Raw genomic sequence first — 18,006 nt, 5'->3', positions numbered from 1 at the left:
GCCTTGAGCGAGGTCATGGGTCACCGGGTCGTAGTCTTGGTGTGTGGTAACCCAACGCTATCGCCCGACCCATGGCCTTTCAATGCTTTAGCGCATCCAGTTCTATGCGCTCAGGATCCTTTGCGAGATCCGGATTGACCCAAAGAAAGGGCCCGTGGCGACGATGCGCCACGGGCCCTTCTATCACCGTCACACCGATGGCAACCGGTGTGGGATGTCGCTTACTTCGACGCGCTGAACGCCATGGCCGAGCCAGACGCCGGCGTGTCGAAGCGGTCGGCCGACATCACCTTGGTCCAGGCGGCGACGAAGTCGTCCACGAAGCGCTCACGCGAATCGGCGAAGGCGTAGAACTCCGCTACTGCGCGCAGCTCAGCGTTGGAGCCGAACACGAGGTCCACTTCCGTGGCGGTCCACTTCAGCTCACCGCTCGTGCGATCACGGCCTTCGAACACGTAGGGCGTCGTTGCTGACGGGCCCCAGGCCGTGCTCATGTCGAGCAAGTTCACGAAGAAGTGGTTGTTGAGCGTACCCGGGGTGGCGGTGAGCACACCGTGGCTGCTACTGCCGGCGTTAGCACCGATGGCGCGCAGGCCACCGACGAGCACGGTCATCTCAGCGACGTCGAGGTCCAGCAGGTCAGCCTTGTCCACCATCAGGTCCGCCGGGGAGCGCAGGGCACCCTCGGTGAAGTAGTTGCGGAAGGCATCCGCGCGGGGCTCGAGAACGGCGAAGGAGCGCACGTCGGTCTGGTCCTGGGTGGCGTCGCCGCGGCCGGGGGTAAAGGGCACGGTCACGGTGTAGCCAGCCGCCTTGGCGGCCTGCTCGATGCCAGCGGCACCGCCGAGCACGATGATGTCCGCCATGGACACTTCCTTGGAGCCCGACTGCTTGCGGTTGAAGTCGCGTCGCACCTTGCCGAGGGTCTTCAGCACGCGGGCCAGCTCCTTCGGATCGTTGGCGTCCCAGTCCTTCTGCGGGGCCAGGCGAATACGCGCACCGTTGGCACCGCCACGCATGTCTGAGGCGCGGAAGCTGGAGGCCGATGCCCACGCCGTGCGCACCAGCTGCTGGGTGGTGAGATCGGTGTCGAGGATCGCACGCTTGAGGTCAGCCACGTCCGACTCGGTGATCAGCTCGTGGGTGACGGCGGGGATCGGATCCTGCCAGATCAGCTCCTCGCTCGGCACCATGCTGCCGATGTAGCGAGCACGGGGGCCCATGTCGCGGTGGGTCAGCTTGAACCAGGCGCGGGCAAAGGCGTCGGCGAATTCTTCCGGGTTCTTACGGAAGCGCTCGGTGATCTTGCGGTACTCCGGGTCTTCGCGCAGGGCGAGGTCGGTGGTGAACATGATCGGCGCGTGGCGCTTACCCTGCACGTGTGCGTCGGGCACGATGTTGGCGGCGCCTGCTGCAGCGGGCACCCACTGGGTGGCGCCGGCGGGGCTCTTGCTCTTCACCCACTCGAAGGCGTAGAGGTTGTCGAGGTACTGGGTGGTCCAGGCGATGGGGTTGGCGGACCAGGCGCCTTCGAGGCCGCTGGTCACGGTGTCCTCGGCGTTGCCCTTACCGCAACGGTTGGTCCAGCCGAAGCCCTGCGCTTCCACCTTGTTGCCGGCGGGCTCCACGCCCGTGCACTCTTCCGGCTTGTGCGCGCCGTGGGCCTTACCGAAGGTGTGGCCACCGGCGATCAGGGCCGCAGTCTCCACATCGTTCATGGCCATGCGACCGAAGGTCTCGCGAATGTCGCGGGCAGCCGCCAGGGGATCGGGGTTGCCGTTGGGGCCTTCCGGGTTGACGTAGATCAGACCCATCTGCACCGCAGCTAGAGGTTTTGCCAGCTCGCGATCGCCGTGGTAGCGCTCATCGGCGAGGAACTTCTTCTCGGGACCCCAGTAAACGAGCTCCGCTTCCCAGTCGTCCTCACGGCCGCCGGCGAAGCCGAAGGTCTTAAAGCCCATGTCCTCGAGGGCGACGTTGCCCGCGAGCACCATGAGGTCAGCCCAGGAGATCTTGTTGCCGTACTTCTGCTTGATCGGCCACAGGAGGCGACGGGCCTTGTCGAGGTTACCGTTATCGGGCCAGCTGTTCAGCGGCTCGAAGCGCTGCTGACCACCTGCGGCGCCACCACGACCGTCGAGGGTGCGGTAGGTGCCCGCGCTGTGCCATGCCATGCGAATGAAGAACGGGCCGTAGTGACCGTAGTCGGCCGGCCACCAGTCCTGGGAGTCGGTCATGAGCACGGTGAGTTCGGCCTTCACGGCGTCCAGATCGACGGAGGCGAAGGCCTCGGCGTAGTCGAAGTCCGCACCCATGGGGTTGGACTGGGTGGCGTTCTGGCGAAGGGGCTGCAGATCCAACTGCTCCGGCCACCAGAACTTGTTGGTCTTGGCGTCACCGGCGGCGAGGCTGACGCCGGCCGGGACCATGGCCACCGCGATGGCGGTGGCTAAGGTTTTCGCATGCTTCATCATGGGTAACTGAAACTCCGCAACGATTAGCAGATGGATGTTGTGTCAACGATCGAGGGGCACGGAGCCCGCCGGAGGACGACACCGGGTCATTCGTGGTTGATAGTCTGCCACCGATTGTTTGGGGCGGATAACGCTGAATTACTATGGGAACGAAAGTCGTGGCCTATCAGAGAGGCGACGTTTCCGGGCCGGCCGGCAGTCTAGCGCTGGTGCCATGACGGGCGTGCCGTCCGTTCGACCAGGCACGGCAAAAACTCCGCCCTCGACACGAGAAACGCCGGTACGTAGAGGGTCACGCGACTTCCCGAGCGTCGGTACTTTCCTAGGCGGACACCGCGTCAGTAGGGGCACTCTTCCGGGCCCCAAAGCCCGCCGCCTCCAACAGCCCCCAGCCCACCAGGGCCAGGATCAGGTTGTCCCATCTAGGCTCGCCAAGGGCAGTGAGTTGTGCCGCGAGCGGCCAGATGTGCAGCGCCGCGATCAGGCGCAGAACGTTACGCGCGATGGGACCACGCTTGGCGACGCGGGCCCCCCAGCGCGCACCACCCCACAGGCAGGCGGCGCACAGCACGAACCCCACCGGTAGCATCCACACCTGGCGTGACATGAAGTAGCCTTGGGCGAACACCAACAGTAGCGCGCCGGCCCAGGTGATCACCCACAGGCGGAAGAAGAGCGCGCTGAGATTCACTCGAGCGCCTCGGCGATGACCTTGCCGTCGTAGAAGATGGTGCCGTGGCCGCCGTCAAACCAACGCAGCTCGCTGTGCGGCAGCAGTTCGTGCATGCGCTCAGCGGCCCAGGGCTCCACCACCGTGTCGTGACGGCCGTGCACGATCAGCGTAGGGGTCTGTAAGGTGGCGAGGTGGTCGGCGACCTGCTTAAGGTCCGTGTCCAGGTAACTGCGCAGAAAGCCATGGCGCGTGGGAAGGTCCAGCACCAGGCTGCCGGGGTAGGCGAGAAGAAAAGGGGCGCTCACCCAGTAGCGCAGGCGCTCCAGCGGGTACACGGCGATCGGCTCAGCTTCCGGGATGCCCATGCTATCGAGGAGCACGACTTCCGTGATCCGGGCGGGCGCCGCGACCGCCGCTTCCACCGCCACGGCACCGCCCCACGAGTAGCCGAGCACACGGGCGCGGTCGATACCCTGGCGATCCATGAAGTCCAGCACGACCGCTCCCGCCGCATCCACGCCGTAGTCTTGCGCTGCCATCGGCGAGTCGCCGAAGCCGGGCATGTCGAGGGCATAGACCGTGCCAGCGATCAAGGGGCCGAGGCGGGTGAAGTCGCTGCGCGTGCCGGGGCTGCCGTGGATGGCGATCGTGATCGGCGAGCCCTCGCCGTAGCGGTCGAAGCGGATGTCTTGCGTCGCCGGCAGTTGCAGGAGCTGCCCCGCGCCCACGAGGATCATGAGCAGTAGGAGTAAGCGCACGCTGAGGGCGACACGTGACCTTTGGGGGCGGGCAGACATAGGGTAGGGGGCCTCGGGCACCGCAGGGAGCCGCAGAATAGGGCGCCTCCGAGATTTCGGCAACTCAACGCGGGTCGACATCGAACAATCGAATGAACCCTTGGCCCTCGGCGGGTTCCCAACGATACGAAGCGAGCAGTAGAGCGGTAATGGGATGCCAACGATAAGCGGTGCTCACAAGGCCATTGGCCTCACCCTGGCATGCGCGCTGCTCAGCGCCTGTGGCGGCGGGAGTAGTGCGCCACAGAATACGGGCCCCGCGGAGCCCGTCGCGCCGGCGCCGAACCCGGCGCCGATCGCCGATGCCGGCACCAACTTCAACGCCCGCGAGGGCGAAGACGTCAGCGTGCTCGGCACCGTCAGCGATGCTGACGGTTCGATTAGCAGCGTGGGCTGGCGCCAGATCGACGGCACTCCGGTCGCTCTGCAGAACGCGGACACGGCGCGCTTGCAGTTCCAGGTGCCCACGCTACAGGCCGACGCGTCGGCCACCTTCGAACTCACGGTGGTGGACGACGACGGCGCGAGCGATGCGGATCAGCTGCAGATCGGCTTCCTCGCCAACTTCGACCTGGCAGGTGCCGTGTTCGCGGCGCCGGGCGTGGACACCGACGGCGACGTCAATGACCCGAACACGGAGCTACTGCGCAACAACGACCTCGCCACCGCACAACCGATCGCCAACCCCGTGCTCATCGGTGGGTTTGTGAACCGACCTGGCACGGGAGAGCAATCCGGGCAGTTGCGCTCTGTCGGCGATGTGGACGATTTCTATCGCCTCAGCGCGGTCGCCAATCAACTCGTATCCCTGTTCATCGAGTCGGAGCGTCCCGCGATCAACGATCTCGACCTGTTGCTGCTCGATGCGGAGGGCAACCTTCTCGACACGTCGGTATCGTTCAGTGCCTTCGAGCAGATCACCATTCCGGCAGACGGCGAATACCTGGTTGGGGTGACGGCCTTCTCGGGTGCCTCCAGCTATCTACTGAGTGTGGGACAAAGCGTCGGCGAGGCGATCGATCCGGCCACGGCGTTACGCCTGAGTGATGACTTCGTGGTCAACCAGGTGGTCGCCCGCCTGCGAGAGGAGGCGGTCATCGCAAAGGGCGGTATGCAAGCGTTCAGCAAGCGCGAAGGACTGCAAGCCCTCGGGGGCGGTCAAGGCCGTCGCCGCTTGCTCGATACACGGACCATGCGGGCCACCGCGCATGAGAAGGCCGCGATCGCGCATTACCTCTCCTTCACCAAGGACGAGGAGACGGCTGAGAAGCTCAGGACGCTGCTGGCTGCGAAGGCGCTCGGCAAGCGCGACGACGTGCGCTCCGCCTCGCTCAACTACTGGCACCAATCCTCGCTACAGCCCGTCGATGAGTTCGCCTCACTCCAGTGGCACTACCCGGCGATCGGCCTGCCCGCCGCCTGGGATCTCACCCAGGGCGATGCCTCGGTGATCGTGGCGGTGGTCGACACCGGGGTGCTCACGGGGCACCCCGACTTCGCAGGCAAGCTGACCCCCGGCTTCGACTTCATCAGCAGCGCGAACAACGCCCGCGACGGCGATGGCATCGACGACGACCCGGATGACCCCGGCGACCTCGGCGGCGGCGGGGGCAGCAGCTTCCACGGCACCCACGTGGCGGGCACCGTCGGTGCGCTCACGGACAATGGGACGGGCGTGTCGGGCAGCGGCTGGAATACGCGCATCATGCCCCTGCGTGCCCTGGGGCGCTTCGGAGGCTCGAGCTTCGACATCGCGCAAGCGATGCGCTACGCGGCCGGGTTACCCAACGACTCCGGTCGCCTGCCCGACCAGCGCGCCGACGTGATCAACCTGAGCCTGGGCGGCGCGGGCTTCTCCCAGAGTACCCAGGACCTGATCGACGAGATCCGCGCGGTGGGCGTGGTGGTGGTGGCCGCGGCCGGCAACAGTTCGAGCAGTGCGCCGTCCTTCCCAGCGGCCTACGACGGGGTGATCTCAGTCTCCGCCGCGGACATCAACAGCAACATCGCGAGCTACTCTAACTTCGGGCCGACCATCGATCTCGCCGCTCCGGGCGGCAGTACGGGAACCGACGTGAACGGTGACGGCTTCGGCGACGGGGTGTTGAGCACCATCGGCGACGACTCGAGCGGCGAGATCCGCTTCGGCTACGGCTTCCTACAGGGCACCTCGATGGCCTCGCCCCATGTGGCCGGGGTGATCGCGCTGATGAAGGCGGTGGCGCCGCAGCTCACGCCGGCACTCATCGATGAGCTGATCGAGAACGGATCGCTGAGTGACGATCTGGGCGCCAGCGGTCGCGACGACCTCTACGGCCACGGCATGGTGAACGCCCTGGACGCTGTCCTCGCCGCGATCGAAGTGGCGGGCGGCGAATTGCCCGAGCCCCGGCCGGTGGCGGTGGCTTCGCCGCCCGCGCTGAACTTCGGCATCACCGTGGCCGCGCAGCGGATTACGGTGAGCAACGTCGGCACCGGTGAGTTGCAGGTGGAACCCCCGGTGGTGGACCCGAGTGCCCCGTGGCTCACGGCGGAGACGGCGCAAGTCGATGCAGCAGGTGAGGGCGAGTACCTCCTGCGCGTGGCGCGCGACGGCTTGGCCCCGGGCACCTATCAGGGCGAGGTGCGCTTTGCGACGAACGGCGGCGAGGTGGCGGTGGCGGTCATCATGCAGGCGGTGGACGGCGAAGCGGAGCTCGGCAGTGCGGGCAACCAGTTCGTGCTGCTGATCGACGATGATACCGGCGAAGTCATCGCCCAGGCCGAACCGGGCACGGTGCGTGGCAACGTATCTTACGAATTCCCTAATGTGCCGCCGGGGCGATACCTCATCGTCAGTGGCACGGACATGGACGCCGACGGCTTTATCTGCGACGCGGCCGAGGCCTGCGGCGCCTTCCCGGTGCTCGACCCCCTCGAGCTCCAGGTGGTAACGATCGAGGGCGACCGTGACGACCTCGATTTCATCACCACCTTCAACGGTGAGCTCGCGAGCGCCGAAGCGGCCGCCGCCGCCGAGGATGCCGACAGCCAGGTGGCGAGCGCTGCGCGTGGTGCCATGGGCACGACGGGCATCCCCCTGACCGTGGGTGCACGGCTGTCGCCTTAGTGGGGCGCCGCCGGCGGATGCTGTAGGGCGTAGTCCAAGGCCCCGCAGGTGGCGGCGACCTGGGCGGCGTTGCACTGCTCATCGGTGACCCGAGCGCTGTCCGGGTACACCTCCGTGGTGCTCGTGTAGGGCGCGCCCGTCACCCCCGCGCACAACCCTAGGCGGCTGCTGGGGATGTGGATGATCCCTGGGGCGTCGGCAGCGGTGCCGATCAGGGTGCCGTCCGCATCGGCGTCCGCGATGTGGGTGACCTGCGCCACCGCCTCGATGATCGCCTGCTGGAACGGCAGCACCTTGCGATCTCGATCGCCCACTGTATAGAAGCCGTCCGGAATGGTGCCGGGCTTGAAGGCCTCACCATCGCGCGCGGCCAGGGCTGGGCGGAACTCGTCCTCGTCGCTGTCCGTGGTCTCGTGCAGATCGATGTGCATCAGGAACCGCAGCTGACGTTCCTCCAGGAGGGCCATCGCGCTGGCGGCCTCCTCGGCGGGCGAGTCGGCTTTGAAGGAGCGATTCGGGTCCACAGCGTTCGGGTTCCAGCGGGTGATCATCTCGTAACCCCAGGGACTCACGCAGGGCAGCACGAGGAAGTTGACCCGATCGAGGTAGTCCTGCGCGCGACCGTGCACGAAGTCGAGGGCGCCCTGCACGCCGCTGGTCTCGTAGCCGTGGACTCCGCCGGTGATCAGCACCCACGGCGCGGAGCTGCCGGCGCCATCGGCGCTGAGGGCGAACAGCGGATAGCGTTGGGGATCCACCGGCAGGGCCCCGTACTGGGTGATCGTGAAATTGCTCGGAAGCTTGAGCTGCAGGCGAGCGAGCACCTGCTCGTGGTAGCTGCGGGCCGGGCGCTGAGCCTCAAACCAGGCGCGTCGTTCCGAGTCGCCCCAGGGAGTGCCGGGCGTGCCGATGGGATAGAAGCGTTGCATGCGAGTAGCCTTTTCTATTCGTTAGGTAACTGGGGGGGCGTGCTGGGCAGGCGGTGGGAGGTGACCTGGTCCGTCACCTGCTGCCCGGCAAGCATCCCGCCAACCGTGACCCAGGCCCCGCCCCAGGGCACGAGGCCGCGGTGATCCATCGTGGGCGGTGCCTCGTCGTGAGGCAGTGAGCGCCACTGGCGTTGGCGCAGATCGAAGTAGAAGGTGCCGGTGGCAGGCTGGGCCGCTTGCCCATCGTAGCCGACGCCGTCGTAGTTGTACGGGTTGGTGCTGCCACCGGTGAACACGACGGCACCGAGCGTCGGCACGCCAGCGGCGGCCATGCGGTAGCGGGGCCGACCCGGGTGCGCGTCGATGCGCCGCCAGTCGATGCGCCGAGTGTTCTCGGGGTCGATGCTGCCGACGTAGCAGGCGCTGCTCGCGGCGAAGTCGCGGCGACGCACGCGGTGCGCACGCACGGCCACGCCATCGCAGTAGACGATGGTGTTGTCGACGATACCGCCGGCGTGTCCGAAGACCGCCGGGCCGGGCAGGGGCGTGGCCTGGTGCCAGGTGTCCGTGTGGCTGTCGTAGCGTTGGACGAGGTTCACATTGCCATCGTCGTGCCAGCCGCTGATCAGGTAGACGTAGCGCGCCTGATAGGTCACCGCGACGGCGTCGTCGACGGGTACGGGCATCGCCCGCAGGGCGTCGAAGGTGTCCGTCACGGGATCGAAGGCATGGACCCACGGGGTGGAGCGCTCGCTGCCGTCACTGGCCACTGCGTAGCCGCCGAAGACGTAGGCGCGCGATCCCAGGGCAACGGCAACGGGGGCCAGGCGGCCGACGCCACCGGGCACGCGAGGTGCCTCTCGCCAACGCGAATCCCCCAGGCCTAAGACGAAGGTGCGCGCGTGGATATCGTCGACGGTCTTGCCCGCGCCGAGACCTGCGAAGCTGATGAGGTAAGCGCGATCATCGCTGGCGATGACCGTGACGATGGCATTGTTCGCGGTAGCGATCGGCAGGGATGGTGTCTCGAACTCGGCGCCTCGAGCGACCGTGATGGCGACGGCAGTCGACAGAAAGAGCAGGCGGAGCGTCTTGGCGGGCACGGGTGCGTATCACCGATGGTAAATTCACCGGAAGTCTAGCAGCACCCTCGATGTCCGGAGTGTGCGCGGGGCGCCCGCCGAGAGGACGAGCGCCAACGATGCCGAGCCGTGCGGTATGCTCCGGGTTGCTCGAACGAACGACGGGCGGACGGAGTCGCCGATGTCGCCAAGCGGCCAAGGAACACCATGGGGGTGAATGCGCTCGCATTCGCCAGACAAGGCAAGTCAGCAGGATGGCTTGTGGGGGTGTTGCGCGCGTGTCGTCCGCTCGCGCTGCTCTGGCTCGCCTGCCTTTGGCAACTGCCCGCTGCAGAGGCGCAGGACGTTCGCGTGCAGCGCTTCCGACCCGATCTAGACCTGTATCCGCAGTACTTTTCTGTGGCCCAGGGGCCCGACGGCATGGTGTACGTTGGCCATGAGAACGGTGTGCTCCGCTTCGACGGCAACCGTTGGAGCATGATCGAAGTGGCCTCACGCGGCCCCGTACGTGCCTTGCATCGCGACATGCGCGGGCGCGTCTGGGTGGGAGGCTCCGAGTGCTTTGGCTACCTCGAGCGCCAGGCCGATGGCACGGAGCGTTATGTCGATTTGACGCCCGCGTTCGAAGACGAATTGGCCGACGCCACCTTTGGCGACATTCTGCAGATCATCGAGCTCGACGGGCAGCTGTGGTTCGCTGGCGAGCAGCATCTGTTCGCCATGTCGAGCGACGGCAAGGCGCTGGGACTGTGGTTCAACCCCGATCGCTTCGGCGCCGTCGCGGCGGTGGACGGGTCGTTGTGGGTGCATTGGTTCGAGCGGGGCGTGCGGCGCTTGCGCGACGGTGAGTTCGAGATGGTGCCGGGCGGCGAGACCTTCGCCGATGAGGATGTGGCCTTCATCTACGAGCTGCCCGATGGGCGGGTGCTGTTCTACGACTGGTCGCCGGCGATACGCCTGTGGGACGACGGAGAGTTGGTGAGCATGGACGAGCTCGCCTACGACGACGTCGCCGCCCTCACCACCTTGCAGGTGCTGGAGGAGGACAAGATCGCCTTCGGCGGCACCGACGGGGTGTTGCGCGTGTTAGACCTGCGCGCGCAGCGCTTCGAGCACGTGCCGGTGACGGACAACTACATCTCCGCCATCGAGCGCGGCGCTGATGATGCCCTGTTGCTGATCGACGACGAGGGCCTCGTGCGCCTGCCATGGCCAGCGCACTGGATCGAGTACGGTTCGAAGGCGGGCTTCACCGGATCGGTGATGCACATCCTGAGCGCGGACGATGAGCTGTTGATCTCCACCGATGCGGGGGTGTACGCCGCCGAGATCGCCGATGATGGCCTTCCCGTGCTGCCCTTCGAACGCCTGCCCTGGGACACGCAGGACACCTGGCAGGTGTACGACACGCCCTACGGTCGGCTCATCGCCGATCGCGAGGGGGTCAAACATCTCACCGGGGAGGATGTCCTGCGGGCGGTAGGTCTGAAGGGGATCTTCCCCCGACAGTTGATGAGCGATGCCCATGACGATCGACTCGTGTGGGTCGGGGCGGAAATGGGCCTGGGCGCCGTTCGCTACGAGGGTGGGCAGTGGCGAGAGCTCGCCAGCCTGCGTCGACCGGGCCTCGTGGTCTGGTCGATGGCGCCCTCCGATCAACCGGGCACGGTCTGGTTGGGGACCAATCGAGGCCTGATGCAGGCCACCCTGCTCGAGGACGACGGGGCCAGCGTAGTGCTCACCGAAACGCTGGGAGACCAGGTGGGCGTGGCGTACGGCGACACACCTTACGCGGAGGTCAGCACGACGCCATCAGGCATCGCCGTGGCCACCGCTGCGGGACTGTACCGCTGGGATGGCCGGGCCTTCGTGGAGGATGACTTCAACGGCCTGCGCGGCCTGCTGGTGGACGAGGAACTCCCCTGGTTCCAGCAGGACGGTCAGGGCAATCTCTACGCCCAGAGCTACCGGGCCCTCTATCGCTTCGACGACGGCGATTGGGCGGTGACCAACCTGGCCGAGCTGCGGGCCGGGCCGGTGGAAGCCTTCGCGCCGGGGCGTGAGGACACCATGTGGCTGGGAGGCGCGCGCCTGTTCCACCACACGCCCCACGCCGACCCCAGCGCACTCAGCCAGCCGCTCTCGGTGATCGCGTTGGAGCGCCGCGATCCTGGCCAGGCGAGCGGCTCACCGCTGCCGGTCAGCGGGCCGGTGGAGCTGCGTGGGCGCAGCGCCCGGGTGACCGCTCGCTTCGCCTTGACCGACCTGGCGCAAACCGAACCTGCCCGTTACCGCTACCGCCTCAAGGGCGAGGAGACCGCGTGGAGTGCCTGGCAGCGCGCGCCCCAAGCGACCTTGGATCTGAGTGTCGGTACGCACACGCTGGAGGTACAGGCAAGAACGGGTAGCGGCCACCTCTACCGAGCCGCGCCCCTGTACTTCAGCTTGACGCCCCATCGGCACGACAGCGACTTGGTGCGCATCTCCTTGGCGGGGGCTGCTGCGCTGCTGCTGGTGTTGGGCGCGTACGCGAACAGCCGGCGCAAGCTGCACGCGCTCGCCGCGCGCAATCGTCTGCTGGATGACATCGTGCGCCGGCGAACGGAGCAGCTGCGTGAAGCCAATCGCCTGCTCACGCAACAGGCGCAGCGTGATGCGCTGACCGGTATCGGTAACCGACGCATGTTCGATCAGCGCCTGGCGATGCTCTTCGAGCGCGCGCAGCGCGAGCGCTTGGAGCTGTCCTTGTTGCTGATCGATGTGGATCACTTCAAGCGCTACAACGACGCCTGGGGCCATCAGGCGGGCGACAGCCTGTTGCGCGAGCTGGCCCAGACCCTCGCCGCTCTGGTGCGCGCGGACTGCACTGTCGCGCGCTACGGTGGCGAGGAGTTTGCAGTGGTGGCGCCGGGATCGGACCGAGTGGCCGCGGCAGCGCTCGCGGAGCGCCTGGTGCACGCCCTGCCGAAGGCGCTGGACGGGGAGACCGTCAGCATCGGTGTGGCCACCTTCACCATCGGCCTGGATGCGAGCGTGGACGACATGATCGCCCGCGCCGATGAGGCTCTCTACCGGGCCAAGCACCGCGGGCGCAATCGCTTCGAGCAGGCCGCATAGCTGGCCCGCCCTGGCGTCGCTAGGGCAGGGCACGCTGCAGGTAGATCACTTCCTTCTTGCCCGCCTCGAACACCTGGCTGCCCACCTCCTCGAAGCCGAGCCGCCGATGAAAGCGTAAGGAACCTGGGTTGGGGGGCTCGCGGTTCACTTCGCAGCCGATCGACCGGTAGCGGGCCGCGCTGGCTGCGAAGGCGGCATGGTAGAGCTGCGCGCCGAGGCCGGCGCCGCGGGTGCTGGCGTCGACGGCCACGCGATCCACGTAGACGAGATCTTCGGTGTGCGCTTCGAACCAGCGCAGGTTCGCGCTCGGATAGGCCATCGTGCCCGGCTGCATCAGGATCATAAAGCCAACCGGCTGACCGCCGTCGTCTTCGGCCACGAAGCTGTTCTGCGCGATGGCGAAGAAACGGCCGAGCGTCGCCTCGGTCTCTTCCCCCACTCCCGGTGTACTTTGCTCGTTGATTCGGTGTAAGGCAGCGAGATCTTCCTCGCGATAGCTACGAATGCGAAACATGGTGCCTACCTGGTCACAGATGATGACAACGCTGGCGAGAGTATGCGTCTGGGCGCGCCGCCGGCGCCAGCGGGCATCACCCGAGGGTGGTCGGGGAGGGTACCGGTTGCGCCAGCGGCGCGGTAACGTGAGCTGACGGAGTCGACCGAAGGGGATTCGATCGTGGAGGAAGTGGCTGCAGAACGGGTCGACCGGATGAAGCGACGCCTGGTGCTGAGCGCCCTGGGGGGAGCTGCTGGTGTGCAACTCAGCCCGTCGCTGGCGTGGGCAACCGGGGAAGCCGAAGCGGGGGGCGGTCGCGCCGATCCGCAGCGCGTGGCAAGCGATGAGGCTTACTGGGCGGAGGTGGCACAGGCCTACGACCGGACCGATGGCATCACCAATCTCGAACATGGCTATTGGGGACGTATGGCGCGACCTGTGCGCGAGCGGTACCTGGCCAATCTGCGGCGCGTCGATGTCGACGGCGCCTGGTACGCGCGACGCCACTACGCCGATGATCATCAGGAGGCGGTCGCGCAGGTGGCGGCCACCCTGGGGGCGCAGACCCACGAGATCGCCCTCACGCGCAACGCGACGGAGGCGATTCACAATCTGATTCGCCAGCACCGACACCTCACCGGCCCGGAGCTGGCGATCCTCCACGCGGATATCGATTACCCGCCCTTCAAGCGCCTGCTGCGCGACCTGGCCGACACCCGGGGCTTGCGATTGGTGCAGGTGGAGCTCCCCTCGAGGGCCGACGGCGCGCAGATCCTGGCGCGCTACCGCGATGCCCTGGACGCCAATCCCGATGTGCGCCTGATGTTGGCGACCCATGCGAGCAATCAACATGGTTTGGTGTTGCCGATCGCGGCCATCGCTGCGCTGGCGCGGGAGCGGGGCGTGGATGTGGTGTGTGACGCTGCCCAGTCCTGGGGACTCGTGGACTACCGCGTGGGCCAGCTCGGCATCGACTGGGCTGGGTTCAACCTACACAAATGGATCGGTGCCCCCCTTGGCCTCGGTGCACTCTACATGCGGGCGGGCACCCTTGACCGTGTGGCACCCTATCCCGGCGAGGCGCACGAGGCGGACCTTGTTGCCTCACGCGTGCACACCGGCACCTCGAGCTTTGCCTCCGTCATGACCATCCCCGCCGCCTTGGACTGGCACCGTGCGGTCGGCGGCGCCTACAAGGAGGCCCGCCTGCGCTATCTGCGAGGCCTGTGGACCGAGCCGGCGCAGGCGATGGCGCACATCGAGGTGCTCGGAGGTCTCGACGAGGCGTCCTGGAGCGGGATCGGGTCCCTACGCCTTCGCGGTCGATCCACCGTGGAGGAGGCCCGAGCGCTGCAAGGTGCCCTGGAGGAGGCGGGTGTGTTCACGGTGATCCGGGTGGGGCTGCAGGGTGGCGCCTGTGTCCGGGTCACACCTCAGGTATTCACACAACCGGCGGAGATGAGCAAGCTCGTCGACGTGCTGCGGCGCCTGCGCGCCTAGCCTAAGCCGGTTCCTTCGCCCGGCCCGTCTCGTCCGACGCGAACCGTTTGTCTGGACAGGCGTCATGTGGCCCGTGTCACAGGGCATCGCTGAGCGCTGTGCCCTGCCGGTGCCAAGTCGGTGTTCTGTGATGCGGCCCTGGAGCGTCGAGCAGGCGAGCGTGGAATGCTCCACCTCTACGCGTCGTTCCCCCTGTCGCAGCGAGGGCTTGGGATGCTCCAAGAGAAGGTGTTGTGCGTCGACGATGAGCCGCGAGTGGGCCAGGGTTATGCTCGCGCCCTGCGTAAGGTGTTGCCCCTCGATCTGGCCAGTTCGGGGCAGGAAGCGCTCGAGATGGTGCGCGAGAAGGGCCCCTACGCCGTCGTCGTCAGCGACATGCGCATGCCCGGCATGGACGGGCTCGAGCTCCTGGAGCAGATCGAGAAGATCAGCCCCGACACGGTACGCATCATGCTCACCGGCAACATCGACATGCGCACGGCCAGCGAAGCGATCAACCGCGGCGGGGTGTTTCGCTACCTGGTGAAACCGTGTGGTGCTCGGGCCTTCGCCGAGGCGGTGGTCGAGGGGGTGAAGAAGTTCCAGGTGCGCCGGGCGGAGCGAGAGGTCCTCGATTGCTCAGGGGATGGTGCTGCCGCCGTGTGCTGTGAGCTACTGGAACTGATCGCCCCCGGCATGCTGGATCGGGTATCGGTCATCGAAGGGCTGATCGACAGCTTGCTCGTTCAGCTCGAGCGCCCCGTCGGATGGTCCAGCGCGGTGTTGGCGCCGCTGGCGCTGGTCGGCGTAGCGGGTGAGGACTCCGGCGGAGATGCTCAGCAGAGCGCGCAGTTCGCCGAGCTCAGCGCAAAGATCGCCGATGCTGTGCCGCGACTTGGCGTGCTCTCCGAAGGTGTGCGCTATCAGAAGAAGAACTACGACGGCGGCGGGCTGCCCGAGGATTCGCTCATGGGCGACCAGATTCCCTTCGTCGGACGTCTCCTGCGCGTCGTGCTCGCCTTCGATGCCCAGTGTCAGCGCGGCTTCACGGAACAGCAGGCTTACGAGGCCCTGACCGCTAACAAGGCGTGGTTCGATCCCGCGCTCTTGCTGGCCTTGGCCGAGCACTTGGCGTTGAACAACCCCGCCGTGGATCACAAGGGCAAGGAAGGTGTTCCCGTACCGGTCCACGAACTGTGCGAGGAAATGGTACTCAGCATGCCCGTGACCACGCCTGCGGGGACGGTCCTGATGGGGCGCGGCAAAGTACTGACGGAGCGGTCCATCGAGCGCTTGAAGTCCTTCGCCCAGCACGAGCAGATCGAGCGAAACGTCTGGGTGTACGAGCCCCATGCGATACCGGCGCAGGCCACCCCCTGATGTCCCAGGACACCTCCAGCGAGGGAGGCCGCAAATCGCAGGAGCGAGCCAAGTTGGAGGCGATCGGTGCCCTAGCCACGGGCATCGTGCATGAGATCAACACGCCCACCCAGTACGTAGAGGACAACCTACGCTTCCTGGCGGAAGGCATCCATGAACTGCTCAGCGCCACCGTGGAAAACGACGGCGGCCAGGGAGTCTCCCAAGCCGACCTCGAGGCGCTGGCGGTCGATCTGCGCGGTGCCTGCATGGATGCGATCGACGGAATCGGTCGTATCGCGCGCATCGTCAGCGCGATGCGCAACTTGTCCCACCCGGGGCAGGAGGGCTTCCGCTCGGTGCCCGCGGCCACTCTGATCGGGGATGCCCTGACCATGACCCGTGGCCAGTGGAAGCACGCGGCCGAGGTCCTCGACGAGGTGGACGAAGGCTTAGAGCTGATGTGCGACTCCCAGTCGATCACCCAGTGCCTGGTCAACTTCATCGTCAACGCCGTGCAGGCGGTGCGCGAGGCGGGCCACGTCACGGGTCGGATCCGGGTGCTTGCCCAGCGCCAGGGCGATACGGCCGTGCTCGCGGTGGAGGACAACGGACCCGGCGTAGTGCCGGAACTTCGCGCCAAGGTGTTCGAGCCGTTCTTCACCACGAAGTCCGTGGGCGTGGGCACCGGGCAGGGCCTCGCGTTGGTGCGGCAGATCGTGGAGCAGGGGCATGGCGGCGAAGTACGCCTGGAAGACGCCCCGACCGGCGGCGCGCGCTTCTCCCTGCATCTGCCCCTCCTGCCCGTTGGCGCGGCGGCGAGCGGCTAGTGCACGCGCTGCTGGCCGTGGCCGAGGACGAGTACGGCGCCCTGGATCGAGCCTTGAGCGAGCACCCGAGCGAGTGGACCTGGGTCCACGCGGGGTCCGCCGAGCAAGCGCAGCAACACCTTCTCGAACAGGATCGCGCGCAACCCTTCGACGTGGTCATCTGTGATGTGCGTCTGATGGGAAGCGAATGGCTGCATGAGGTAGCGGAGCGATCGCCGGTGAGTGCACGGGTGGCGTTGACCGAATCTCCCGCCGAGAGCGAGGACTTGGCCGCCGTCGTGATCGCTCACCAGTGCCTGGCGAAGCAGGTAGCGGGCGAGCAGTTGGCGCTCGCCCTGGAGCGCGCCCAACGACGGCGTTCGCTAAGTGCTGACGAGCGCGCGCGCGAGCAGCTCACCCGCCTGCGGAACCTGCCCGCGTTGCCTCGCACCCATCGCGAGTTGATGGACGAGCTGCGTGAGGATGAACCTAACCTCACGCTCGTCGCAGAGATTCTCGCAGATGATGCGGCGATGAGCGCCAAGCTGCTGCAGCTGATCAACTCGCCGTATTTCGGCGTGCGCGAGGAAGTCACCGCCATCAAGCAAGCGGTGGTCCTTCTCGGGCTGGACACGCTGCATGACCTGGCCACTTCGCACGCGCTGTTTCAGGCGTTCACCGGTCGAGTGGATGCGGACTCGGTGGAACATCTGTGGCGGGAAGGTCACGTGGTGGCGGCGTTGACCGATCGCCTCAGCCGGCATCTCGAACTCGACGAGTCCACGCGCGGCGAGCTGCGGCTGGCGGCGTTTGTGCACGACATCGGACGCCTTGCGCTGCTCAGCATCGACGGCAACGCCTACGAGGGCCTGACGACACTGCAGGGCGCCGCACTGCTGGAGGCCGAGCGCAGCCACTTCGGCATCGACCATGCCGGGGCCGGCGCCTATGTGCTCGACCTGTGGGGGTTGCCGGAGACCCTCGTGCAAGCCGTCCAGCACCACCACCAGCCGCCCAGCGAACCCGCGCCGTGGTCGCCTGGGTGGATCGTCGCCCTGGCCGCCTTGCTCGCGTGCGTCCCCGTGGACGACATCCCCGCGGACGCCTTGGGTGAATGGGCGACGCTGTCGGGTTTGGCGGCAGATCACTTTGCTGGCATCTGCCGTGAGGCCAGTGCGATGGTGCACGGCCCTTAGCAGAGCGGCATCGCCCCCGCGGGCGCTCGCCCAACCGCTATCATCGGCGGATGGATATCGGATTCTTAGGATGGCTGAGCGCTGGGGTGGAGGGCCTTGGCCTCGCCTTGATCGCCCTCGACCTGTACCTGCCACGGCTCCCCGACACCTGGCGCCGCGTGGTCGACACGACCATGCCACAACCCCTGGGCGGCACGGAGCGACAGCGCGAGAGTTACCGCCTGACGATCTGGATCGGGCTGTACGCCGTGGTATGGATCGCGGTCGCCGGCGGCTTGAGCGCCTTCGATGCACGCCTGGGTGTGGCCGCCAACATCACCCTCGCCGTGTTGACCCTCCTGGTGCTGCTGCTCTTTGCCTTGTTCCGGTTGGTGCGCCAGTCGGGCGTCTCCTTGGGGCGTGGCACCAGCCTCGGCTCCCTCGGGCTCGCGACGGCGCTGATCGGGGTGGCGATGCACCTGTCCCATCTCTGGCTCGCGGCGTGAG

The 18,006-nt window shown here is 67.0% G+C and carries 13 protein-coding genes; 7 read left to right on the top strand and 6 right to left on the bottom strand.

Annotated elements, in window-relative coordinates:
• Nucleotides 1-221 precede the first annotated feature (221 nt).
• The 3 genes from katG to AAF184_12155 all read right to left on the bottom strand — a co-directional run bounded on the left by katG (nt 222) and on the right by AAF184_12155 (nt 3,905).
• Nucleotides 222-2,474 carry a catalase/peroxidase HPI gene (katG, locus tag AAF184_12165; GenBank protein MEO0423088.1) on the bottom strand — a complete coding sequence of 751 codons (2,253 nt, stop codon included), beginning with the start codon at nt 2,472-2,474 and terminating at the stop codon, nt 222-224.
• Nucleotides 2,475-2,796: 322 nt separating this feature from the next.
• On the bottom strand, nt 2,797-3,165 hold the full coding sequence (locus AAF184_12160) for a hypothetical protein (GenBank protein ID MEO0423087.1): 369 nt from the start codon (nt 3,163-3,165) through the stop codon (nt 2,797-2,799).
• Nucleotides 3,162-3,905, bottom strand: coding sequence for an alpha/beta fold hydrolase (locus tag AAF184_12155; GenBank protein ID MEO0423086.1), 744 nt, complete (start codon nt 3,903-3,905; stop codon nt 3,162-3,164). Before AAF184_12155 ends, AAF184_12160 begins: the two co-directional genes overlap by 4 nt.
• Before the next feature lie 193 nt (nt 3,906-4,098).
• Here AAF184_12155 and AAF184_12150 point away from each other — a divergent pair, with 193 nt between their 5' ends.
• A complete protein-coding gene (locus AAF184_12150) occupies nt 4,099-7,053 on the top strand; it encodes a S8 family serine peptidase (protein MEO0423085.1) in 2,955 nt (984 codons plus the stop codon).
• On the opposite strand, the gene AAF184_12145 is transcribed toward AAF184_12150, so the two are convergent.
• Together AAF184_12145 and AAF184_12140 are read right to left on the bottom strand one after the other, a co-directional pair.
• Complete coding sequence (locus tag AAF184_12145; GenBank protein MEO0423084.1) at nt 7,050-7,982, bottom strand: M14 family metallocarboxypeptidase; 933 nt, start codon at nt 7,980-7,982, stop codon at nt 7,050-7,052. The genes AAF184_12150 and AAF184_12145 overlap by 4 nt on opposite strands.
• 14 nt (nt 7,983-7,996) lie before the next feature.
• Nucleotides 7,997-9,085 (bottom strand): galactose oxidase, encoded by a 1,089-nt coding sequence (locus tag AAF184_12140; protein ID MEO0423083.1) that lies wholly within the window; start codon nt 9,083-9,085, stop codon nt 7,997-7,999.
• A 240-nt stretch (nt 9,086-9,325) separates the two neighbouring features.
• Here AAF184_12140 and AAF184_12135 point away from each other — a divergent pair, with 240 nt between their 5' ends.
• Nucleotides 9,326-12,181, top strand: coding sequence for a diguanylate cyclase (locus AAF184_12135; GenBank protein MEO0423082.1), 2,856 nt, complete (start codon nt 9,326-9,328; stop codon nt 12,179-12,181).
• A 19-nt stretch (nt 12,182-12,200) separates the two neighbouring features.
• Here the strand turns inward: AAF184_12135 and AAF184_12130 are convergent, their stop codons facing one another.
• Nucleotides 12,201-12,695, bottom strand: coding sequence for a GNAT family N-acetyltransferase (locus tag AAF184_12130; protein MEO0423081.1), 495 nt, complete (start codon nt 12,693-12,695; stop codon nt 12,201-12,203).
• Nucleotides 12,696-12,857: 162 nt separating this feature from the next.
• Between AAF184_12130 and AAF184_12125 the strand changes: the two genes are divergently transcribed.
• The 5 genes from AAF184_12125 to AAF184_12105 all read left to right on the top strand — a co-directional run bounded on the left by AAF184_12125 (nt 12,858) and on the right by AAF184_12105 (nt 18,005).
• Complete coding sequence (locus tag AAF184_12125; GenBank protein ID MEO0423080.1) at nt 12,858-14,177, top strand: aminotransferase class V-fold PLP-dependent enzyme; 1,320 nt, start codon at nt 12,858-12,860, stop codon at nt 14,175-14,177.
• Between the two features lie 165 nt (nt 14,178-14,342).
• Nucleotides 14,343-15,536 (top strand): response regulator, encoded by a 1,194-nt coding sequence (locus AAF184_12120; GenBank protein MEO0423079.1) that lies wholly within the window; start codon nt 14,343-14,345, stop codon nt 15,534-15,536.
• Nucleotides 15,536-16,345 carry an ATP-binding protein gene (locus tag AAF184_12115; GenBank protein MEO0423078.1) on the top strand — a complete coding sequence of 270 codons (810 nt, stop codon included), beginning with the start codon at nt 15,536-15,538 and terminating at the stop codon, nt 16,343-16,345. Before AAF184_12120 ends, AAF184_12115 begins: the two co-directional genes overlap by 1 nt.
• Nucleotides 16,345-17,520 (top strand): HDOD domain-containing protein, encoded by a 1,176-nt coding sequence (locus AAF184_12110; protein MEO0423077.1) that lies wholly within the window; start codon nt 16,345-16,347, stop codon nt 17,518-17,520. The genes AAF184_12115 and AAF184_12110 overlap by 1 nt, the downstream gene beginning before the upstream one ends.
• 50 nt (nt 17,521-17,570) lie before the next feature.
• Complete coding sequence (locus AAF184_12105; GenBank protein MEO0423076.1) at nt 17,571-18,005, top strand: hypothetical protein; 435 nt, start codon at nt 17,571-17,573, stop codon at nt 18,003-18,005.
• Nucleotide 18,006: the final 1 nt, after the last annotated feature.

Source organism: Pseudomonadota bacterium (assembly GCA_039815145.1).
GTDB lineage: Bacteria > Pseudomonadota > Gammaproteobacteria > Steroidobacterales > JBCBZW01 > JBCBZW01.
This window is presented reverse-complemented; position numbering and strand designations above follow the sequence as displayed.

Excerpts from the sequence above, each read along its gene's own strand:
- AAF184_12145 (MEO0423084.1), bottom strand. The coding sequence starts at position 7,982 with ATGCAACGCTTCTATCCCATCGGCACGCCCGGCACTCCCTGGGGCGAC.
- AAF184_12120 (MEO0423079.1), top strand. The coding sequence starts at position 14,343 with ATGCTCCACCTCTACGCGTCGTTCCCCCTGTCGCAGCGAGGGCTTGGG.
- AAF184_12130 (MEO0423081.1), bottom strand. The coding sequence starts at position 12,695 with ATGTTTCGCATTCGTAGCTATCGCGAGGAAGATCTCGCTGCCTTACAC.
- AAF184_12115 (MEO0423078.1), top strand. The coding sequence starts at position 15,536 with ATGTCCCAGGACACCTCCAGCGAGGGAGGCCGCAAATCGCAGGAGCGA.
- katG (MEO0423088.1), bottom strand. The coding sequence starts at position 2,474 with ATGATGAAGCATGCGAAAACCTTAGCCACCGCCATCGCGGTGGCCATG.
- AAF184_12150 (MEO0423085.1), top strand. The coding sequence starts at position 4,099 with ATGCCAACGATAAGCGGTGCTCACAAGGCCATTGGCCTCACCCTGGCA.
- AAF184_12105 (MEO0423076.1), top strand. The coding sequence starts at position 17,571 with ATGGATATCGGATTCTTAGGATGGCTGAGCGCTGGGGTGGAGGGCCTT.